16 protein-coding genes and 1 pseudogene are annotated in these 18,234 nt (G+C 38.0%); 11 read left to right on the top strand and 6 right to left on the bottom strand.

What is annotated here, in order from left to right:
• Nucleotides 1-101: 101 nt before the first annotated feature.
• Complete coding sequence (locus IJ00_RS01140) at nt 102-1,106, bottom strand: DUF389 domain-containing protein (protein ID WP_035149181.1); 1,005 nt, start codon at nt 1,104-1,106, stop codon at nt 102-104.
• A gap of 121 nt (nt 1,107-1,227) precedes the next feature.
• Here IJ00_RS01140 and IJ00_RS01135 point away from each other — a divergent pair, with 121 nt between their 5' ends.
• The 3 genes from IJ00_RS01135 to IJ00_RS01125 all read left to right on the top strand — a co-directional run bounded on the left by IJ00_RS01135 (nt 1,228) and on the right by IJ00_RS01125 (nt 7,472).
• Entirely contained in the window at nt 1,228-2,784 is a 1,557-nt protein-coding gene (locus IJ00_RS01135) for a Na+/H+ antiporter (RefSeq protein WP_035149179.1), read from the top strand.
• A gap of 381 nt (nt 2,785-3,165) precedes the next feature.
• Nucleotides 3,166-4,722: a GMC oxidoreductase gene (locus IJ00_RS01130; RefSeq protein ID WP_035158269.1), complete on the top strand. Its 1,557-nt coding sequence runs from the start codon at nt 3,166-3,168 to the stop codon at nt 4,720-4,722.
• Nucleotides 4,723-4,811: 89 nt separating this feature from the next.
• Nucleotides 4,812-7,472 carry a glucosidase gene (locus IJ00_RS01125; protein ID WP_035158268.1) on the top strand — a complete coding sequence of 887 codons (2,661 nt, stop codon included), beginning with the start codon at nt 4,812-4,814 and terminating at the stop codon, nt 7,470-7,472.
• A gap of 55 nt (nt 7,473-7,527) precedes the next feature.
• On the opposite strand, the gene IJ00_RS01120 is transcribed toward IJ00_RS01125, so the two are convergent.
• The gene (locus tag IJ00_RS01120; RefSeq protein WP_035149177.1) at nt 7,528-8,370 is read right to left on the bottom strand and encodes a helix-turn-helix domain-containing protein; all 843 of its coding nucleotides are present in this window, start codon (nt 8,368-8,370) and stop codon (nt 7,528-7,530) included.
• Nucleotides 8,371-8,474: 104 nt separating this feature from the next.
• Between IJ00_RS01120 and IJ00_RS01115 the strand changes: the two genes are divergently transcribed.
• Entirely contained in the window at nt 8,475-8,846 is a 372-nt protein-coding gene (locus tag IJ00_RS01115; RefSeq protein WP_046814685.1) for a DUF2834 domain-containing protein, read from the top strand.
• Between the two features lie 49 nt (nt 8,847-8,895).
• Here IJ00_RS01115 and IJ00_RS28655 read toward each other — a convergent pair whose 3' ends face one another.
• Nucleotides 8,896-9,093, bottom strand: a complete 198-nt coding sequence (locus tag IJ00_RS28655; RefSeq protein WP_168163401.1) for a hypothetical protein — start codon at nt 9,091-9,093, stop codon at nt 8,896-8,898.
• Here IJ00_RS28655 and IJ00_RS01110 point away from each other — a divergent pair.
• Nucleotides 9,077-10,018, top strand: a complete 942-nt coding sequence (locus IJ00_RS01110; protein WP_035149173.1) for a glutathione S-transferase family protein — start codon at nt 9,077-9,079, stop codon at nt 10,016-10,018. The genes IJ00_RS28655 and IJ00_RS01110 overlap by 17 nt on opposite strands.
• A gap of 133 nt (nt 10,019-10,151) precedes the next feature.
• Here IJ00_RS01110 and IJ00_RS01105 read toward each other — a convergent pair whose 3' ends face one another.
• Entirely contained in the window at nt 10,152-10,676 is a 525-nt protein-coding gene (locus IJ00_RS01105; protein ID WP_035149170.1) for a DUF1993 domain-containing protein, read from the bottom strand.
• Between the two features lie 60 nt (nt 10,677-10,736).
• Here IJ00_RS01105 and IJ00_RS29820 point away from each other — a divergent pair, with 60 nt between their 5' ends.
• From IJ00_RS29820 to IJ00_RS01080, 6 genes and pseudogenes are all read left to right on the top strand, one after another.
• Nucleotides 10,737-10,859, top strand: coding sequence for a hypothetical protein (locus IJ00_RS29820; protein WP_256388834.1), 123 nt, complete (start codon nt 10,737-10,739; stop codon nt 10,857-10,859).
• Nucleotides 10,860-11,556: 697 nt separating this feature from the next.
• Nucleotides 11,557-11,862 (top strand): hypothetical protein, encoded by a 306-nt coding sequence (locus IJ00_RS29485; protein WP_035149169.1) that lies wholly within the window; start codon nt 11,557-11,559, stop codon nt 11,860-11,862.
• Nucleotides 11,863-11,870: 8 nt separating this feature from the next.
• Nucleotides 11,871-12,686: a potassium channel family protein gene (locus tag IJ00_RS01095; RefSeq protein WP_035149167.1), complete on the top strand. Its 816-nt coding sequence runs from the start codon at nt 11,871-11,873 to the stop codon at nt 12,684-12,686.
• Nucleotides 12,687-12,719: 33 nt separating this feature from the next.
• Nucleotides 12,720-13,031: pseudogene (locus IJ00_RS01090) on the top strand (mechanosensitive ion channel family protein); the annotation flags it as partial.
• The gene (locus IJ00_RS01085) at nt 13,028-14,374 is read left to right on the top strand and encodes a DUF2254 domain-containing protein (RefSeq protein ID WP_035149163.1); all 1,347 of its coding nucleotides are present in this window, start codon (nt 13,028-13,030) and stop codon (nt 14,372-14,374) included. The pseudogene IJ00_RS01090 and the gene IJ00_RS01085, both read left to right, overlap by 4 nt.
• Entirely contained in the window at nt 14,371-14,970 is a 600-nt protein-coding gene (locus IJ00_RS01080) for a hypothetical protein (protein ID WP_035149162.1), read from the top strand. Before IJ00_RS01085 ends, IJ00_RS01080 begins: the two co-directional genes overlap by 4 nt.
• Before the next feature lie 53 nt (nt 14,971-15,023).
• Here IJ00_RS01080 and IJ00_RS01075 read toward each other — a convergent pair whose 3' ends face one another.
• A complete protein-coding gene (locus tag IJ00_RS01075; RefSeq protein WP_035149160.1) occupies nt 15,024-16,070 on the bottom strand; it encodes an AI-2E family transporter in 1,047 nt (348 codons plus the stop codon).
• Between the two features lie 43 nt (nt 16,071-16,113).
• On the bottom strand, nt 16,114-17,907 hold the full coding sequence (locus tag IJ00_RS01070) for a response regulator (RefSeq protein ID WP_035149158.1): 1,794 nt from the start codon (nt 17,905-17,907) through the stop codon (nt 16,114-16,116).
• Between the last annotated feature and the right edge of the window lie 327 nt (nt 17,908-18,234).

The following is an 18,234-nucleotide window of genomic DNA, read 5'->3' as shown; positions in this document are numbered from 1 at the left end:
GCCATAAAGGCTAAATTTATAAACGTATTCTGATTTTAAAATACAGTCATCTATTGATGGTGATAGATGTCAAAATGCTACTATCTACCCTTGGAGAGAAATCAGGGTAAAATAGGCGTTTCTCTTCTAATCTCTTCAATTTTGCTAACCTCAAATACTAAAGTGAAGGGTTGCCCCATTTCTTTTTGCACAAAATTTTCTAATAATCCAACTTGCTTGGGAGTCACGGGTACTTTTGTCCGCACAATTAACTGAACTTGGGGAGGTTTGGTTAACCAATTGGTATTAATTTTGAGCAATTCCAAGCGTTGAAACGTGATGGTTTTAGTTAGTAGTGCATTCTTGAGGCTGGTTTCCAGATTTGTTTGTCGAACTAATTGGGCGAATGTGACACTTAGAGGTAGCAGTAAAATACCTGTAAGTAATAATGTCCAAAATAGTGCAGCACCTGCTCGCTTTATGGGAGAATAGCCCATAATTACAAATGTCAGCATACAAGCGAGGCTAATACCTAAAAGGTTAGTTAGATAAAGAAGAACTGCTCCCTGACTGAGTGACCAATTTGCAGAGGCTAAACCCAAACCGATAACACAAATAGGCGGCATTAACGCCACTGCGATCGCAGTTCCCACCAAACTACCAGAAATTTTAGAATTTGTTTTGGCATAACCGCTAATACTACCTGCTGTCACTGCAATCCCTAAATCTAATAAGGTTGGTTTAGAACGCGATAGCACTTCGGTGTCAAAAGCAGAAATTCCCACTAACATCTCTAGGGTGTAAGCTAACCCAATTGATAGCAGGGTTCCGAATACAATAGCTATTAACCCTCGGCGAAAGAGTAAAATATTACCTGTAAGTGCGCCGTAAGCGAGTCCCCTGATTGGCAGCATTAAAGGTGCAATGATCATTGCTCCGATAATAACGGCAGCACTATTAGTAATTAAGCCAAGGGTTGCAATAATACAAGAGCCAACCGTTAAAATGAGGTAATTCGGTGAAAGTGTAGATTCCTCTAACAATTCGGTTTGTAGTTGCTCTAACTGAGTCAATTCAACAGTTTTGTGCTGAAAATTTTTGATGCGATCGCTCACACTCTCAAGCATTTATCAGTCCTAAGATTTTAACTTTGACTTTAATCTGTTAATTATGACTGCTTTGTTCAATGGCTGCCATCTGGCAATGATTTAACTAAAATTAGCTTATAACTTTCGGGGTAATTCTAATATGGCGATTGAATCGGCAATTGGAGAAGTGGTAATTGAAGAAAATCTCAAGCAATTTCTGCTTGTACTTTTAGTTTCTCTGAGTGTAGCAACCCTACCACAAATATTTAGCTGGTTTCGTCGTATCCCCTACACACTTTTATTAGTAATTGTTGGGTTGATGTTAGCACTAGTAGATGTGCGATTAGTCAATCTTTCTCCCGGCTTAATTTTATCGATTTTTTTGCCCCCTCTGTTATTTGAAGCTGCCTGGAACTTAAAATGGGCAGATTTAAAGCAGGATTTATTCCCAATTTGTTTGTTTGCAATTGTTGGGGTAATAATTTCTATTGCTGGAGTCGCAATTGGGTTAAATCAACTAGCAGGAATTTCTCTTTCAACTGCTTTGCTAATTGGAGCTTGTCTTTCTGCTACGGATCCGGTTTCTGTAACTGCATTATTTCGGGAATTAGGAACTGATAAAAGGCTTTCAACTTTAATGGAAGGTGAGAGCTTATTTAATGATGGCATGGCTGTTGTTGCCTTTGGTTTTTTAATTGCGCTGTCTACGGGGACTGCGGAATTGGGAATCAAACCAATTTTGCTACAGTTTTTTAGCGTTGTCGGTATTGGTATCGCTGTTGGGGGTTTAATTGGATTTGGTATTTCTTATCTAACTCAACGCTTTGATTTACCTTTAGTTGAACAGTCTTTAACCCTCGTTGCTGCTTACGGAACTTATTTAATTACTGAAGATTTGGGTGGTTCTGGGGTGATTGGAGTTGTGACTACAGGTCTAATTCTAGGTAACTTTGGCTCTCGAATTGGTATGAACCCCCGTACAAGGGTAATTGTCACAGAATTTTGGGAATTTCTGGCATTTTTTGTCAATTCGATTGTGTTTTTGCTGATTGGCGATCAAATTCGCTTTACAATTTTGGGCGACAACTTACAAGCGATCGCTATTACAGTGGGAGCGATGATTATTACACGCGCGATCGCTATTTATCTATTAGGCTTTTTGAGCAATCGTGTAGTTAATAAGATTACTCTACCAGACCAAACAGTCCTTTGGTGGGGCGGATTACGGGGTGCTGTTTCCATTGCCTTAGCGTTGAGTGTTTCGGCTAATTTACCAGATCGGGAAGGGTTAATTGCTACGGTATTTGGTGCAGTGTTGTTTACACTACTTGTCCAAGGATTAACCATCCAACCTTTACTAAAAGGGTTGAAATTATTGGGTGATCAACCAGTACGTCAACAATATTTAGAAGCAGTTGCGCGTGAAAATGCTTTAAATCAAGTACTCCAACATTTAAGTCAAATTGAGCAACGTCGAGGGATTGATCCAGAATTTTGTCGCTACCAAGAAACACTTATTCGAGGAGAACTTGAATGCTTGCAAGGAGAAATCGAGAAATTACAGGATGAATATCCAAATTTGCAAGATTTTATCATGGAGCAACTGCGTCAAGAACTACTTTCAGTTGAAGCCGATACCTATGCTGAACTTGTGCGTTCTGGTCGGCTAAATAGTGAACTATCACCATTTCTTCAAGAAGTAATTGAGAAAAAATAAATTAAGTTTTTTCAATTGCTTTTTTTGAATGCTGCAACTAGATATCTAGCAGTAATACTAATTCTCCAAACTCAAGCTACACATAGACAGCAGGGGGAGAATTATCTGTAGCCGGAATTTAGAAAAATGGTATCAAGGTGCGATCGCAAAATAGTAATTATTTAGACAGAATAGTCAATAGAGCAATCCTAAAAATCTGCTGAAAATTTCCTAAGAAAAATTTAAGCAAACTCTTAGTATTTTCAGTATTAATATTTAGGTAAATATCATTTTCCCATCTCTATACTGCGTCATAATATTTTCACATTCGGAAATAAACCTCATTTACTTTGAGAGCTTTAGTTTTCCACAAAGAACTTGAGAATGCGAGCCTATGATAATATGACGACTTCACACTACGATGTAATCATCATTGGTACTGGTGCAGGTGGGGGTACACTTGCTTATCGTCTAGCTCCCACTGGCAAGAAAATTTTAATTTTGGAACGTGGTTCTTTTTTACCTCGTGAGAAAGCTAATTGGAATACGGTAGAAGTAGTACAAAAAGAGCATTATCATACTCATGAAGTTTGGTATGACCAAAAGGGAAATGCAATTCATCCGGGCACAAGTTATTTTGTTGGTGGTAATACTAAAGTGTATGGGGGTGCCCTATTTCGTTGGCGAGAAAAAGACTTTGAACGGGTGATTCACAAGGGTGGAATTTCACCAGAATGGTCTCTCAAATACAAGGATTTTGAACCCTACTATACTCAAGCTGAAAAGCTTTATCAAGTACATGGTCAGCGTGGTTTAGACCCCACAGAACCAACTACAACTGAAGATTATCCCTATCCCGCAATTACCCACGAACCCCGGATTCAAGAAATTCATGATTTGCTGAAAACAAAAGGTTATCATCCCTTTTATTTACCACTTGCTATTAAGTTAAATGAAGTAAATCGTCGTTTAAGTGACTGTATTCGTTGTAATACCTGTGATGGATTTCCTTGCTTAGTAAATGGGAAAGCTGATGCAGATGTGAGTTGTATACGTCCAGCAGAGCAGTATGATAATGTCACCCTCATCACTGAAGCCAAGGTAAAACTACTACATACAAATCCTTCTGGACGAGAAATCATTGCTGTAGAAGCCGAAATTAATAGAGAAACACATATTTTTTCTAGTGATATTGTGGTTGTTTCCTGTGGAGCAATCAATTCTGCTGCTTTGTTATTACGTTCAGCTAACGATCGCCATCCTTCTGGGTTAGCAAATAGTTCGGATCAGGTGGGACGAAATTTAATGAAGCATCAAAATGGAGCCATTATTGGAGTCAGCTTCAAACCCAATTTAACGGAATTTCAAAAAACCTTAGCAATTAATGATTTTTACTGGGGTGATGCAGATTTTGATTATCCCATGGGTCACGTACAGTTATTGGGGAAAGTGAATGCAGATATGATTGCTCAAGAGTCTCCCTCAGTTTTGGGACTATCCTTTCAGGAAAAAAATGCTTTTGAGGCGATCGCCACTCATTCGGTAGACTGGTGGTTAACTGCTGAAGATTTGCCTGACCCCAATAACCGGGTTACTCTGCGGGGTGATTCTATCCAGTTAAATTATACAGAAAATAATACCGAAGCCTACAATCGGCTAGTCAATCGCTGGACACAAGTATTGAAAATGATTGGTTATGGTGAACGGATTATTCCTGTTTCCTTTTATTTCCGCAAAAAATTGCCCTTGCAAGGTGTTGCACATCAGTGTGGTACCTGTCGCTTTGGTGAAGATCCTAAAACTTCTGTGTTGGATATTAATTGTCGCACCCACGACATTGATAATTTGTATGTAGTCGATGGTAGTTTCTTTCGCTCCAGCGCTGCTGTAAACCCTACCTTAACAATTATTGCCAATGCTTTGCGTGTGGGCGATCGCCTAATTGAACGCATGGCTTAATATTTGCAAAAATGCTACTTAAGTCAAATAGTCAACTATTCTTAGTAAATTTTAATTGGGCAAAATATATGGACGGGACTGGAAATGAGATGACAAATTTAACCCAGGAAGAAATTAGATTAGAACAAACCCGGAATCATCAAGCAAAATGGCGTAAATGGGGACCATATTTAAGCGATCGCCAATGGGGAACAGTACGGGAAGACTATAGTCCCAACGGTACTGCCTGGGATTATTTTACTCACGATCAAGCGCGATCGCGTGCCTATCGTTGGGGTGAAGATGGCATTTTTGGTATTTCCGATGATCATCAACAATTATGTTTTGCTATTACTCTTTGGAATGGGGAAGATGCCATTATCAAGGAAAGGTTTTTTGGCTTAACTGGGAATGAAGGAAATCATGGAGAAGATGTCAAAGAATATTATTTTTATCTTGATAATACCCCCACTCATTCTTATATGAAAGCGCTTTATAAATATCCCCAAACAGCATTCCCTTATTCCCAATTAATTAAAGAAAATCAACGCAGAAGTCGTCAAGAGCCAGAATTTGAACTACTAAATACAGGTGTATTTGATGAAAACAAATATTTTGATGTGTTCGTTGAATATGCCAAAAACACTGCTGAGGATATTTTGATTCAAATCAAAGTAGTTAACCGAGGTGCAGAAATGAAAACACTGCATGTTTTACCAACTCTTTGGTTTCGTAATACTTGGTCTTGGGATGGGGAAACTAATAAACCTGCTCTACAAGAAATTAAATTAGATAACTCTCTGAATATTATCGCAGCTTTCCACCCAATTTTAGGTAAAAGATGGTTATATTGTGAGGGAGAAACCGAGCTTTTATTTACAGAAAATGAAACAAATACCAAAAGAATATTTGGAGTTGATAATACTAATACATATGTGAAAGACGGAATTAATGATTATCTTGTTCATGGTCAAAAAGAGACAGTTAATCCAGAAAAAATAGGCACAAAAGCAGCCGCTCATTATTTATTAACAGTTGGTGCTGGTGAAACTAAAACTATTAGATTGCGCTTAAGTGATGTCCCAAGATTAACTGAAGCTTTTGATGAAAATTTTGATAAAATATTTGCTCAAAAACAGCAAGAGGCAGATGATTTTTATCAGAGGATTACGCCATTTGATATCAGCGAAGATATGCAAAATGTGCAACGTCAAGCCTTTGCTGGTATGCTCTGGACTAAACAGTTTTATCATTATGATGTCGAGAAATGGCTCAAAGGTGATTTAGCTACATTCCCTCCACCTCAATCACGTAAAAATGGCAGAAATCATGAGTGGTTTCACCTAAATAATGAAGATATTATTTCCATGCCTGATAAATGGGAATATCCTTGGTTTGCGGCGTGGGATTTGGCATTCCATTGTATTCCTTTGGCAATGATTGACCCAGATTTTGCGAAGAATCAATTGGATGTTTTAACAAGAGAATGGTTTATGCATCCCAATGGGCAAATTCCTGCCTATGAGTGGGCATTTGGTGATGTCAATCCTCCTGTTCATGCTTGGGCAACTTGGCGTGTTTATAAGATTGAACAGAAGATGTTTGGACGTGCAGATAGACAATTTTTAGAAAGAGTTTTTCAGAAGTTATTACTGAATTTTACTTGGTGGGTAAATCGCAAAGATGTTGAAGGTAATAATGTTTTTCAAGGGGGATTTCTTGGGTTAGATAATATAGGAGTATTTGATCGCAGTGCCACTTTACCTACGGGTGGACATATTAACCAATCTGACGGCACTAGTTGGATGGCAATGTATTGTTTGAATATGCTTACAATTGCTTTAGAACTGGCAAAAACTAATCCTGTTTATGAAGATATTGCTACTAAATTTTTTGAACACTTCCTTTATATTGCCGATGCGATGAACCATATTGGCGAAGGGGAAGATACTTTGTGGAATCAATCAGATGGATTTTTCTATGATGTTTTAAACCTGAGTGAAAGACAAATTACCCTGAAAGTGAGATCAATGGTGGGACTAATTCCCCTATTTGCCGTGGAAACAATTGAGCCAGAAATATTAAATATACTTCCTGACTTTAAAGTACGTTTGGAATGGTTTATCAAAAATCGTCCTGACTTGCGAAAAAATGTAGCTTGTATGGAATCAAAAGGTATGGAAGCCAGGAGATTATTGGCAATTGTTTCTAGGGATAAATTAAAATTAATTTTACAAAAAATGCTGGATGAAAGTGAGTTTTTGGGAGATTATGGAATTCGGGCACTTTCGAGAGTTCATGGAGAACATCCCTATAAATTTAATATTGACGGCTCTCAATTTATAGTCAATTATGAACCTGCCGAATCCAGTAGTGGTTTATTTGGTGGTAACTCTAATTGGCGTGGTCCTGTGTGGTTTCCAGTTAATTTTATATTAATAGAATCTCTGCAAAAATTTCATTATTACCTGGGAGATGATTTTCAAGTGGAATGTCCCACGGGTTCGGGGAAAATGATGACACTTTGGGAAGTTGCTGCGGAATTATCACAAAGATTAATGAGAATATTTCTGAGAGATGATTCTGGCAAGCGACCTGTTTATGGTGGTGCAGAAAAGTTTCAAAATGACCCTAACTGGCAAGATTTTATTTTATTTTATGAATATTTCCACGGTGACAATGGAGCAGGTATTGGTGCTAGTCATCAAACTGGATGGACAGGTTTAGTTGCAAAACTTATCCAGCAATTTGGTGAGTATCAAGAAAATTAAGCGATTTGTGAAATGTATATTTATCAGTCAGATGATGAAATTTGTCATCAATTTCTTATTTAACTAACTGTTGCCAATTATGTTCAGTCGCTTCATCTGCGGGAAATAAACATTCAATTCGTAATTCCTGAAGTGTGATGTCATAGGGAGTACCTAAAGTGGCAATAGTTGAGAAAAACTGCAATTCTAAATCATTTTTTTTGAGGTGAATACTCAACAGCAAAGTATTTTGTGGGGTTTTATTTGAGGTATGCCAAATCTCAGGAACACCTGGATAACTCATTAGTTCCTTGAGCAAAGCAGTGGATAACTCAGTTTCTCCTTCTGCAAGTGCTTCTCGATGCAGTCGTTGCAGTAAATGGTGGGCAAAATCTTCCCAACCAACAATGAATGGACGTAACCCCTGGGAATGGAACACAACCCGCATTAAATTGATTTTCCCATCCACGCAGAAGGTTGTTTGTAGCTTATCTGCATCAATAAAAGTGGTGAGTAGTCGAGTACCTGCGTTGTTAGCTAGGATTAGATTCCAGTAGCGATCGACTACAATCGCTGGTAATGGTTCATGCTTTTGCAACATGAAATCGATCGCTCTACGAATCGATGTCATCTCAGGAGCTATCATATCGGTTTCGGTATGAATAGGGGCAAATCCTGCTGTTGTTAGCATCAAATTTTGCTGCCTCAAGGGAATTTCCAGGACAGTAGCCAATTGCAGAATCATCTCCCGACTGGGTTTAGCTCGCCCTGATTCCAAAAAACTGATATGTCGCTGAGAAACTTGACTCGTGACAGCTAAATCGAGTTGACTAAATCCCCTTTGGTTGCGCCATAGTTTGAGGAGTGCTCCAAAGGATTGGGTAAGCTTGGAATTGGAAACGGTTAAAGGCTGTTTCATGATGAGAATTATTTATATTGACAGTTTTGATTACCTACTAGGTAATTGTTTTGATTATCTCTGCCTGTCACAATATTGTCATACTAACTTGAGAGATAAAAACTATGCTGCAATCAACTAATATCTCAGCAAAAAAATCATTTAACTCCATAAAAACCCTCTATTTATTGCTTGCGATCGCAGGCTCTATCACGCCTTGGTTTTGGGCGCTTCAAGACCCAACAGCTTTAGTTTCCTTACCTTTATTCTTTCAAAGAGCATTTGCAAATAATATTGCAGCCATATTCGCAAGCGATTTAATAATTAGTGGATTAGTATTTTTTGGTTTTGTATGGGTTGAATTGAAACGTTTGGGAACTTCTCGCTGGTGGGCGATCGCCTACGTTGCATTAACTCTTGGGATTGGACTTTCTTGCGCTTTACCTTGCTTTTTGTATCATAGGGAAAAGATACTTGAAAACGATATATTGAGATAGCAATTACGAACAGTAATAACGAAGGGATATATTTTCATAATAATACATGTTACTGGCGGTTGTATGTGTGGAAATGTCCGTTATGGAGGAATTCCGAGGTTAATAACAATAATTCTGGTAACAACGGGAGTAATACAACACTTGCCACACTCAGACTATTCCCCAAGACAGGTGTATTCCTAAATTCGGGAAGCCAAAATAATGACATCATCCCACCTAGGAGATAACTTATGGCTTCAGGAATCATGCTTGCAGGTGAGTGGATAGCAGACGGGAATCAGCGTACTCAAAAAGGTGAGTTCCATCCTATACCTACCACATTTCGCAGTCGTATCACCGCAGATGGCAATTCTGGATTGAAAGCGGAAGTAGGAAGATATCACCTCTATGTTGCTTTGGCTTGTCCTTGGGCGCATCGTACCCTAATTATGTGGGAAATGAAAGGGTTACAGGACGCGATCGCGGTTTCGATTGTCGATCCAGTTATGAGCGAAAAGGGTTGGATATTTTCGGATGCACCAGGAACGATTCCCGATACTGCTAATCATGCGCAATACTTGCAAGAGATTTATCTCAAAGCTAATGCCAAATTTACGGGACGAGTTACGGTTCCTGTATTGTGGGATAAGCAAACTCAAACCATCGTCAATAATGAATCCCGCGAAATTATGCGGATGTTGGATGTAGAATTTGCTGCTTTGGCAACCCAGAAAATAGATTTATACCCACCTGAATTACAACAGCAAATCGATCAAACCATCGATGCAATTTACACACCAATTAATTTGGGAGTGTATCGAGTTGGGTTTGCCACCTCTCAAGCAGCATACGCACAAGCTTTGACAGAACTTTTCGAGAGTTTAGATCGATGGGAAATAATCTTAGGAAAACAGCGTTATTTGTGTGGGGACAACCTTACAGAAGCGGATATATGCATGTTTGTTACCCTGTATCGTTTCGATTCTGTATATTATGGTCTGTTTAAATGCAATTTACGTCGAATAGTGGATTATCCCAACCTGTGGAATTATCTAAAAAACTTGTATAATATTCCTGAATTTAAAGTTACCTGTAACCTCGACCATATCAAACGCGGCTACTATATAAGTATGGCGGATATTAATCCCAATCGCATTGTACCTATCGGACCAATTCTAAATTTTGAGAGTTAAATTCTGACTAATCAAAACTTTGTCAAAATAGAGACTTTTTCTCGAATCTTCAAAGTAGTTTTCTCCCCTCCCAAAGGAAGGGTTTTAATAACTAATCAAGGGAATACCATAGGAATCCTGGAAACAATCAGAATTATGAGTCTCCTTGGTGTTTGATAAAAGGTACCAAATGCATCATAAAATCACGCTTGCCGATAGGTACTTCTGCCATACGCAAGATATCGTAAGCTGTCACTAGATGGAAGTAAAAGTTGGGCATCAAAAAATCATCCACATAGGAAATTCCAGATAATTCTATGTATAGCCCTTGTCCAAAATCCATACGCTTTATTTCGGAAAGCTTAGAATCATCAACATTGATAGTTTTCAGGAGTTCCTGAGTGGATGAAATATAATCACGAGCCTGAGCTAAAGATGCTACGTTAGGGTTCAGGTTATTATCCGACTGTCCTAAGCACCATAATGCAAAGTTGCGAGGTTGATTACAAGTAAATGCAATTTGTGTGCCAAAAGGCAACATATCAGGTGCTATGCGGCGCTGCAATAGAGATTCTACATCATCTGAGAAATGACTCTCTCCCACCTTTAAGAGATGACTCAAGGTATCTAGCCGAGAGTTGAAGATATTTTGTAGGGCTATAATCTTCTGACTTTCCATAGGATTTATGGGGGTATAATTTTTGCAGCTTAAATATTGATTGTAGCTTATACGGTGTTTATGGATTCAGCATCTGGGAGAGAGGGAAGCATGAGAATCAGCGATCGCCATCGGATGATTCCAACACAAGATGTCGGGCAAATAGTCGATGGCTGCTTTTGCGGAAATGAAGCGGGTTCTTAAGTCTACTGGCAGGGTAGTGATTATGGATTGGTACAGATATTTTTGAGTCTGCGAAATAGGCGATCGCTTGCTAGGGCTATTTGATTTCAGCCACGGGAAATGCTACACCCACAAAGAGTATCATAATTTATTGACGACTTCTGCATTTATGGTTTAACGTTCCCAAAAGATACGTTTTGCTTGGATTCGGGCTTGGATTATTGCTAGCGTCACTCCTAAAAATTCTCACCCAGATGCCATAACATCTCCTTCATAAAAATCGTTATAAATGTAGTTGGCTCCCATCAAATATGACTAAATTATATTTAAATAATTGATTGATGTATAGAAAATTCTGGTTTAATAATTAATGAGATTTCTGCATCGTATTTAAGTTTTAGGAGCTACATGTAAATGATTTCAATTATAAATCTAACTAATAAAATCTAAAACTTGCTTTTGAGAAGAAAAATTTAGCGGAATTATCCACGGCTTTTCCACTATTTAGATTTAATCTGAGTCTAAAACGATAAATTAATGAAATTTTATTTACATAACCTTTTTTGCTACCTTAAGCATCAGTTATTTTACTATGCATCCATTTTACGGACAAAAATCAAGCGTTAATTGAGTATGAGATACATCTTTAAAAAAATCTTTCTTTGGGTAGTGGAGTTGTTGCCTGAAAAAGCAAGATGGTTAGCGGTAGGAGGTGAAAATGCGTCAACTCATTATCCAAGTACCACAGGGAAATGGAAAAACTGTTATCGATATTACCAAATCTCATAATGGGACAAATCTGGCACGACTTGAAGGAAATGCAGAAGAACCCATTGATGTAGTGATTGTTCACGTTTCTAATCGAGAAGTTGGGAAAGTTTTAGAGGAATTGCAAGACTTGCCTAATGAAGAAATAGGCTCTAGCCTCACCCAATCAATTCAAGCTCAATTATTGAAACAGGATTTAAATGTCACACCTTTAGTTGATGTCAACGTGCTAGAACCACCTGCGAGTAAACAATAAGCCCATTTATGAGTAGTCCAAAGCTTTCCCAAAAGCAAGCCCTAGAAAAAGAACGCGGCGAAGTCTTGCAACAGTTGGAAGATTGGCTAGAAATTCCAATGCTGGTGCTGGGTTTTGTATGGCTGGCACTATTCATCATCGAGATAGTCTGGGGGTTAAATCCTTTCCTGGAAGCCGTTAGCATCACTATTTGGATTATTTTTATCTTAGATTTTCTCCTGAAACTAGCGATCGCTCCTCATAAAATTTTTTATATCAAAAACAACTGGCTAACAGCTATTTCTCTGATGTTGCCAGCACTACGTAGTTTTCGGATTATACGAGTTATACGGATATTACGAACAACCAGGGTTGTGCGAGGGCTACAACTGTTGCGAGTCATGACTCGTGCTAACCGAGGAATGCGGGTTTTAGGAGCCAGTATTAGCCGTCGAGGGTTTGGTTATGTTGTGGCATTGACTGCGATCGTTACTGTCATAGGAGCAGCAGGGATGTATGCCTTTGAAAACGAAGTTCCTGGGGAATCAGGGCTGCACGATTACAGCACTGCTTTCTGGTGGACAGCAATGCTAATGACAACAATGGGTTCTGACTATTCGCCCAAAACGCCCGAAGGACGAGTACTTTGCTTTTTCTTAGCCTTATATGCTTTTGCCGTGTTTGGTTATGTCACTGCAACTTTAGCGACCTTTTTTATTGGTCGTGATGCTGATGATGATGAAGCCGAGTTAGCTGGAGCAAAATCAATTCAAATGCTTCAGAGTGAAATTGCTGCTTTGCGGGAGGAAATTCAAGAATTATTGCATCAAAATTCACAGCGTTGATGTTAGCAAATATTAATTAATTGAGGAAAGTTTAGGAATGCAGAAATCTCCGCAGCTTGGCATAAAGTGATTACTGCTATTAAGAAAAAACTCCTTGCAAATGGCATTGATTTGCCTTTCCCCACACAACAAATTTTATTCCACGACCAGACCGAAGAGACAGATGGCGATGTCTGGCGACAAGCTGCTTTGCGTCTACGCTCCCGTCAGCGTGAAGGTTGGCCATCTGGTAAAGGTGAAGTACCAAAACCCCGCAGCATTAGCAGTTCACTCAGGTTACTTGCTCAAAAGCAAGATGATGGCAATAGTAAAGTCGATTCTGCAAAGGTGAATAATGAAACATGAAAAATGTCAAATTAGGCAAACTGTGGGATACGCTCCACTCAAGTTATTGGTTCATTCCCTCAATTATGGCTATACTTACCACTGCGTTGGCATTCACAATGTTAATGCTCGATCGCACAGGTAAGGCGGGTATTAGTTATTGGTGGAGCTACACTGGTGGAGCAGATGGAGCGCGATCGGTTTTAGGAGCAGTTGCAGGTTCAATGATTAGCGTTGCTGCTACTGCCTTTTCAATTACAATCGTGGCGCTTCAGTTAGCTGCTTCCAATTTTGGTCCCCGTCTCCTGCGTAATTTCATGCAGGACACTGGCAATCAAGTTGTCCTTGGCACATTTATAAGTACGTTTATCTACTGCTTGCTCATACTTCGGACTATTCATGGTGAGGGAGATGGATATAGTGAGTTTGTACCGCAAATTTCGGTTACCTGCGGTATTTTACTGGCAATTATTAGCATCGGAGTTTTGATTTATTTTATCGATCATGCTTCTACAATAATTCAGGCTTCGCACATCATCGAAAACGTTAGTGATGACTTAGATAAAGCCATTGATCGCTTATTTCCCACAAAAATCGGACGTAGTGACCCATTCGCACAAGAAGTTGCAGAAATACCTGACAATTTTGACTTGGTTGCAAGTCCTGTAATAGTTAATAAGAATGGTTACATACAAGCAATTGATGACGAAGAATTGATGAAAATTGCCCGAAAAAATAATCTTTTATTGCGCGTTGAGTCTCAACCAGGAAAGTTTATTGTTAAGGACAGTCATTTAGTTATGGTTTTTCCTGGTAAATTTGTTAATAAAAAATTTACCAAACAAATCAATAATTGCTTTATTTTGGGTAAAGAACGTAGCGAACAACAAGATATTGAGTTTCCCATCGATCAGTTAGTAGAAATTGCCCTACGTGCGCTTTCTCCAGGGATTAATGACCCATTTACTGCTATTCGCTGTGTTGATAGACTAGGCGCTGGACTGTCCCGTTTAGCCCAAAAAGATTTTCCTTCACCCTACCGCTACGATGAAGATCATAAATTACGTGCGATCGCCTTTGGGGTAACATTTGAGGGATTGGTTGATAGTGCCTTTAATGGAATTCGCCAATATGCACGCTCTGATACATCAGTAACCATTCGTTTATTAGAAGCGATTGAGAATATTGCAACTTACATCAACAATCCTAAATACCAAGTAGTTTTACAGCGTCATGCAGAGATGATTTTGCGCGGTAGCCAAGACGGTTTACCAGAAGAACTAGATCGCCAGGATGTGCAAAAGCAATATGACAGTACAATTCAAGCTTTAAAAAATCAGACCTTAGCTGAAAGAAAAAAATGAAAAATCTCAATTGGAAAGGTTATCGAATTATTGCGTGGGTAGGACAAGCTCTATTAACAATTCTTGTCATAGTCGCAGCAGTTCAAGGTAAATGGACAAATGCCTTTGGTCTTGCCGTCTTCCTGATTATATCCTTTGTCTTTGTCATTCAAGATGATAAATTACCCACCTTGTTTGATTTTCTATTTGTCTTGGCTGCATTGCTAAATGCTACTGGTTGGGTATGGGATTTCTTTGGTATGCCAGGTCCCTATGATGAGATTGTTCATGCTTATACGACTTTTGCAATTACCCTCGCACTCAGTTTTTTAGTCTATGGTTCAATGCTGAATATCTTTCGTAATCATACACTCTTATATTTAGTGACAATTACCAGTTTTGGAATTGCCATTGGTGCTTTGTGGGAAGTTACAGAATGGTCTGCTGGTAAAATTCTCAATACTCAAGTGATTGAAAGCTTGGATGACACCATTATTGATTTAATTATGGACTCTCTGGGGGCAGGATTAGCAGCTTTAATTAGTTTTCGGGCGTTGCGAAATTGGACTAATCGTAATACCAATGTAAGCAATTCCGAAACTAAAACATACATTTGAATTACACAATTTCTTATTTATTCAAATAAATAAGTTAATTTTCAATTTTTTAATTAGTTTGCTAATTCCTCAATATCTAACAAACTTACAATAACTCCAGCAATTGGTATAGAAAGGAATACTCCTAATAACCCAGCTATTTTTGTACCAATTAAAAGAGCAAAAAATACTACTATAGGATTTAAGTGAACTGTACTTTGCATTACACGAGGTGCAATGAAATTATCTTGAATTTGTTGCAAAACTATACACGCTATCAATACTTTAATAGCAACAATCCAACCGCTTTGTACTAAGATAATTAGAAAAACCAAACTAACTCCTAGTGTAGCTCCGATACCAGGAATCAAGTCAAAAAGTCCCACAGTTATAGCTAGCAAAAACGGGAATGGAACACGAAGAAGTGCGAAAACTAAAAAAGTAGCAATACTCAGAATACATGAGATTAGCAATTGACCTCGCAAGAAACCAATGAAGTTTTTTTGAATAGATTTTGCAAAGCGATCGCGTTGATTATGGGGAATCATCTTAAGAATCAGTTGCCAGATTTGCTCTCCATCAGTCAGCATAAAAAAGGCAATTACAATAATAATGATAAATCCAACATAACTTTCTAAGAAATTGGGTAAAAAACCTAAAATCATATTCATTCCATACACAAACCAGTTGCGAATTTGTGTTTCTATTGCCTCTAAATTTATGGGAATATTTCGAGTGGCTAATATGCTTTGTAATTGATTAATAGGATTGTTATTAGAACTAATAATTTGTAATAATAAACCTACTAATTGTTGGAGTTGTGTAATTAATACATTACCAACAAATACAAATATAAAAATGATTGTTAATAAACTGATGACTATAACTGTACCCAAGGCAAGACCTCTCTTCAAGAACCGTTCCAGGTAGCGTAGAGGATAGTTAAGAATGAGTGCTAAAATTGTTGCAAAGGTAAATATAAAAACTACATCTTTGAAGTACCAAAAAACTTTGACTAATACCCAACCACAAGCAGCAAACAGTAAGAATCGAACTAGTGTATTAGTACTAAATTTACTCCAGAAAGTTTTTTCATTTGGCTGATGTTGAGGGTTATTCATGTGTTTGGTTATTTTTATTTACTTAAGCTATTTTTCTAACTGGTTATGTTCGTTTGATACGGTTCAATACATGAGTAATTAGTTGTGAGTTTTTAGCAGTTTTGCTTATACAATCATCAGCACCGATCGCAAATATTTGCTCGACAATATCTGTGTTTACATTCTCAACCAGAAACAGCACTGGTAAAAATTTGTAGTAGGGATCGTTACGTACTACCTGACAAAGTTCAATGCCATTGATATGGGGCATTTCCACATCTAAAATTAGCAAATCTGGAGAAAATTCTGTCAAATTATCCCAGAAATATCGTGAGTCTTCAAGAGTTTTTAGAGTCAGTCCTAATGGTTCTAAAGATTGTTGTATAAAAGTTAATGTCTGTGAATCGTCGTCTACAACCATTACTCTCGCTTCGATAATACAAGTTTGTTCTAATATTTGACTAACTGACTCTAAAATTTGGCTAGGAGGCATAGATTTTTGTAAAAAACCACGTCCGCCAGCTCGTGCAACCTCAACGCGATAGCTAAAATTATTTCGCTCTGTAAAAACTAACACTGGTATTTCTGGCAGTGGCAATCGCTGGGATAATTCTGTTAATAACTTCAAACTATCTTTGTGAATATCAAGATCCAGTAGTACCACATCGGGATTTAAAGATGGAATTATATTTCTGGCTGTAGTGAGATTAGTTGCAATTTTAACTTGTAGTTCCTGATTTTCAACTTCCTTTATCAATTCCTCTACTACTTGGCGATCGTTGCTAATTACTAATAGTAAATTTTGTCTTTGTTCAACTGGAGTTTTTTCTAGCTCTCGTTGCAACTTAATCAAAAGCTTATCTAAATAAAAACATTTAGCTTGGCTAGTAGATTTTAGATTTTGAAATATATCTTCTATTTCATTAGCTAATAACGAGCCTTTGGGGAAGCCAAAACTACCTAAAGAACCAGCTAACTTGTGAGCTTCTTGCTCTGCTTTTTGCCTTAGTTCAACATCTAGTAAACCTTTTCTTAAAGCATCAGCAGCTAAGTTCAATACTGTAATGCGCGAACCAACCTTAACTTTAAAATTTTCCAGCTGTTGAGCAATGGCTGTTAGGAGAGTTTTCTGTTGTTTTAAATCTGTTTCCTGCTGATTTTTCTGACATTTTTGTTCATTCGATAGAGCTTTTAAGCGATAACCCATTCCATAAACAGTTTCTATAAAATCATAGTTAGCACCTGCTGCTTTTAGCTTCTGTCTTAAGCTTTTGATATGAGATTTAATCGTATTTTCTTCAGGTGGATCTTTTTCAGCACTCCAAAGTTGATCTACAATTGCACTCCGGCTAAAGATGCGCTGGTTGTTGCGTAAAAATAGGTCTAAAAGACTAAATTCTTTTGCCGTTAAATTTAGTACAATATCTGCATAAGTTACCTCACAAGTACTAGGATCGAGACGCAAGCTTCCCCATTCCAAAATAGGAGGTAAAGAAGTATTTCCCCGACGCAGTAAAGCACGAATCCGAGCTGATAACTCTTGAAAGTCAAATGGTTTGACTACATAATCGTCTGCTCCGGCATCTAAACCGATAATTTTATCTGTTTTAGTATCTTTTGCTGTCAAAAGCAGAATCAGCATTTGATGTCCTGACTGGCGTAATTGCCGACAAAGACTGATACCATCCAGCTTTGGCAGAATCACATCTAGCAAAATCAGGTCATAGTTACAAACACTTATCAATTCCCAACCAGCTTCACCATCAGCAGCAATATCGACCACATAATTTTGTTTGGTAAGAGCTGTAGCTACAGCTTGAGCAAGCAAATAATCGTCTTCAATTAACAGAATTCTCATGAAAATGTTTGCTTGGAGAAGCAACCTTAAGCACTGTCATCAAATTTATCTAACTTAGGTTATCTCCTTTTCAGTTTTATATAACATCTATCAAAGGCAAGGTTTAAGAATATTTTTGCAATCATCCCATTAATGATGCTCACGACTTTCTACTGTTGGTTTTCAGTCTGGTTACATTCATTCTTTACGCGATCGCTATTCTTAATCACTCTAAATTAGTAGAAAACTTCCTTCCAAAGATAGTAGAAAAAATCTACAATCATTTTCCAAATGGATATTACAGTCTTTTTTATAACCCAGTAAAGTTGTAACAAACTCTGATCGTAT

This window comes from Calothrix sp. 336/3 (assembly GCF_000734895.2).
Lineage (GTDB): Bacteria > Cyanobacteriota > Cyanobacteriia > Cyanobacteriales > Nostocaceae > 336-3.
Note: the sequence above shows the minus strand (reverse complement) of the source record. Positions and strands in the feature narration are given on the sequence as shown.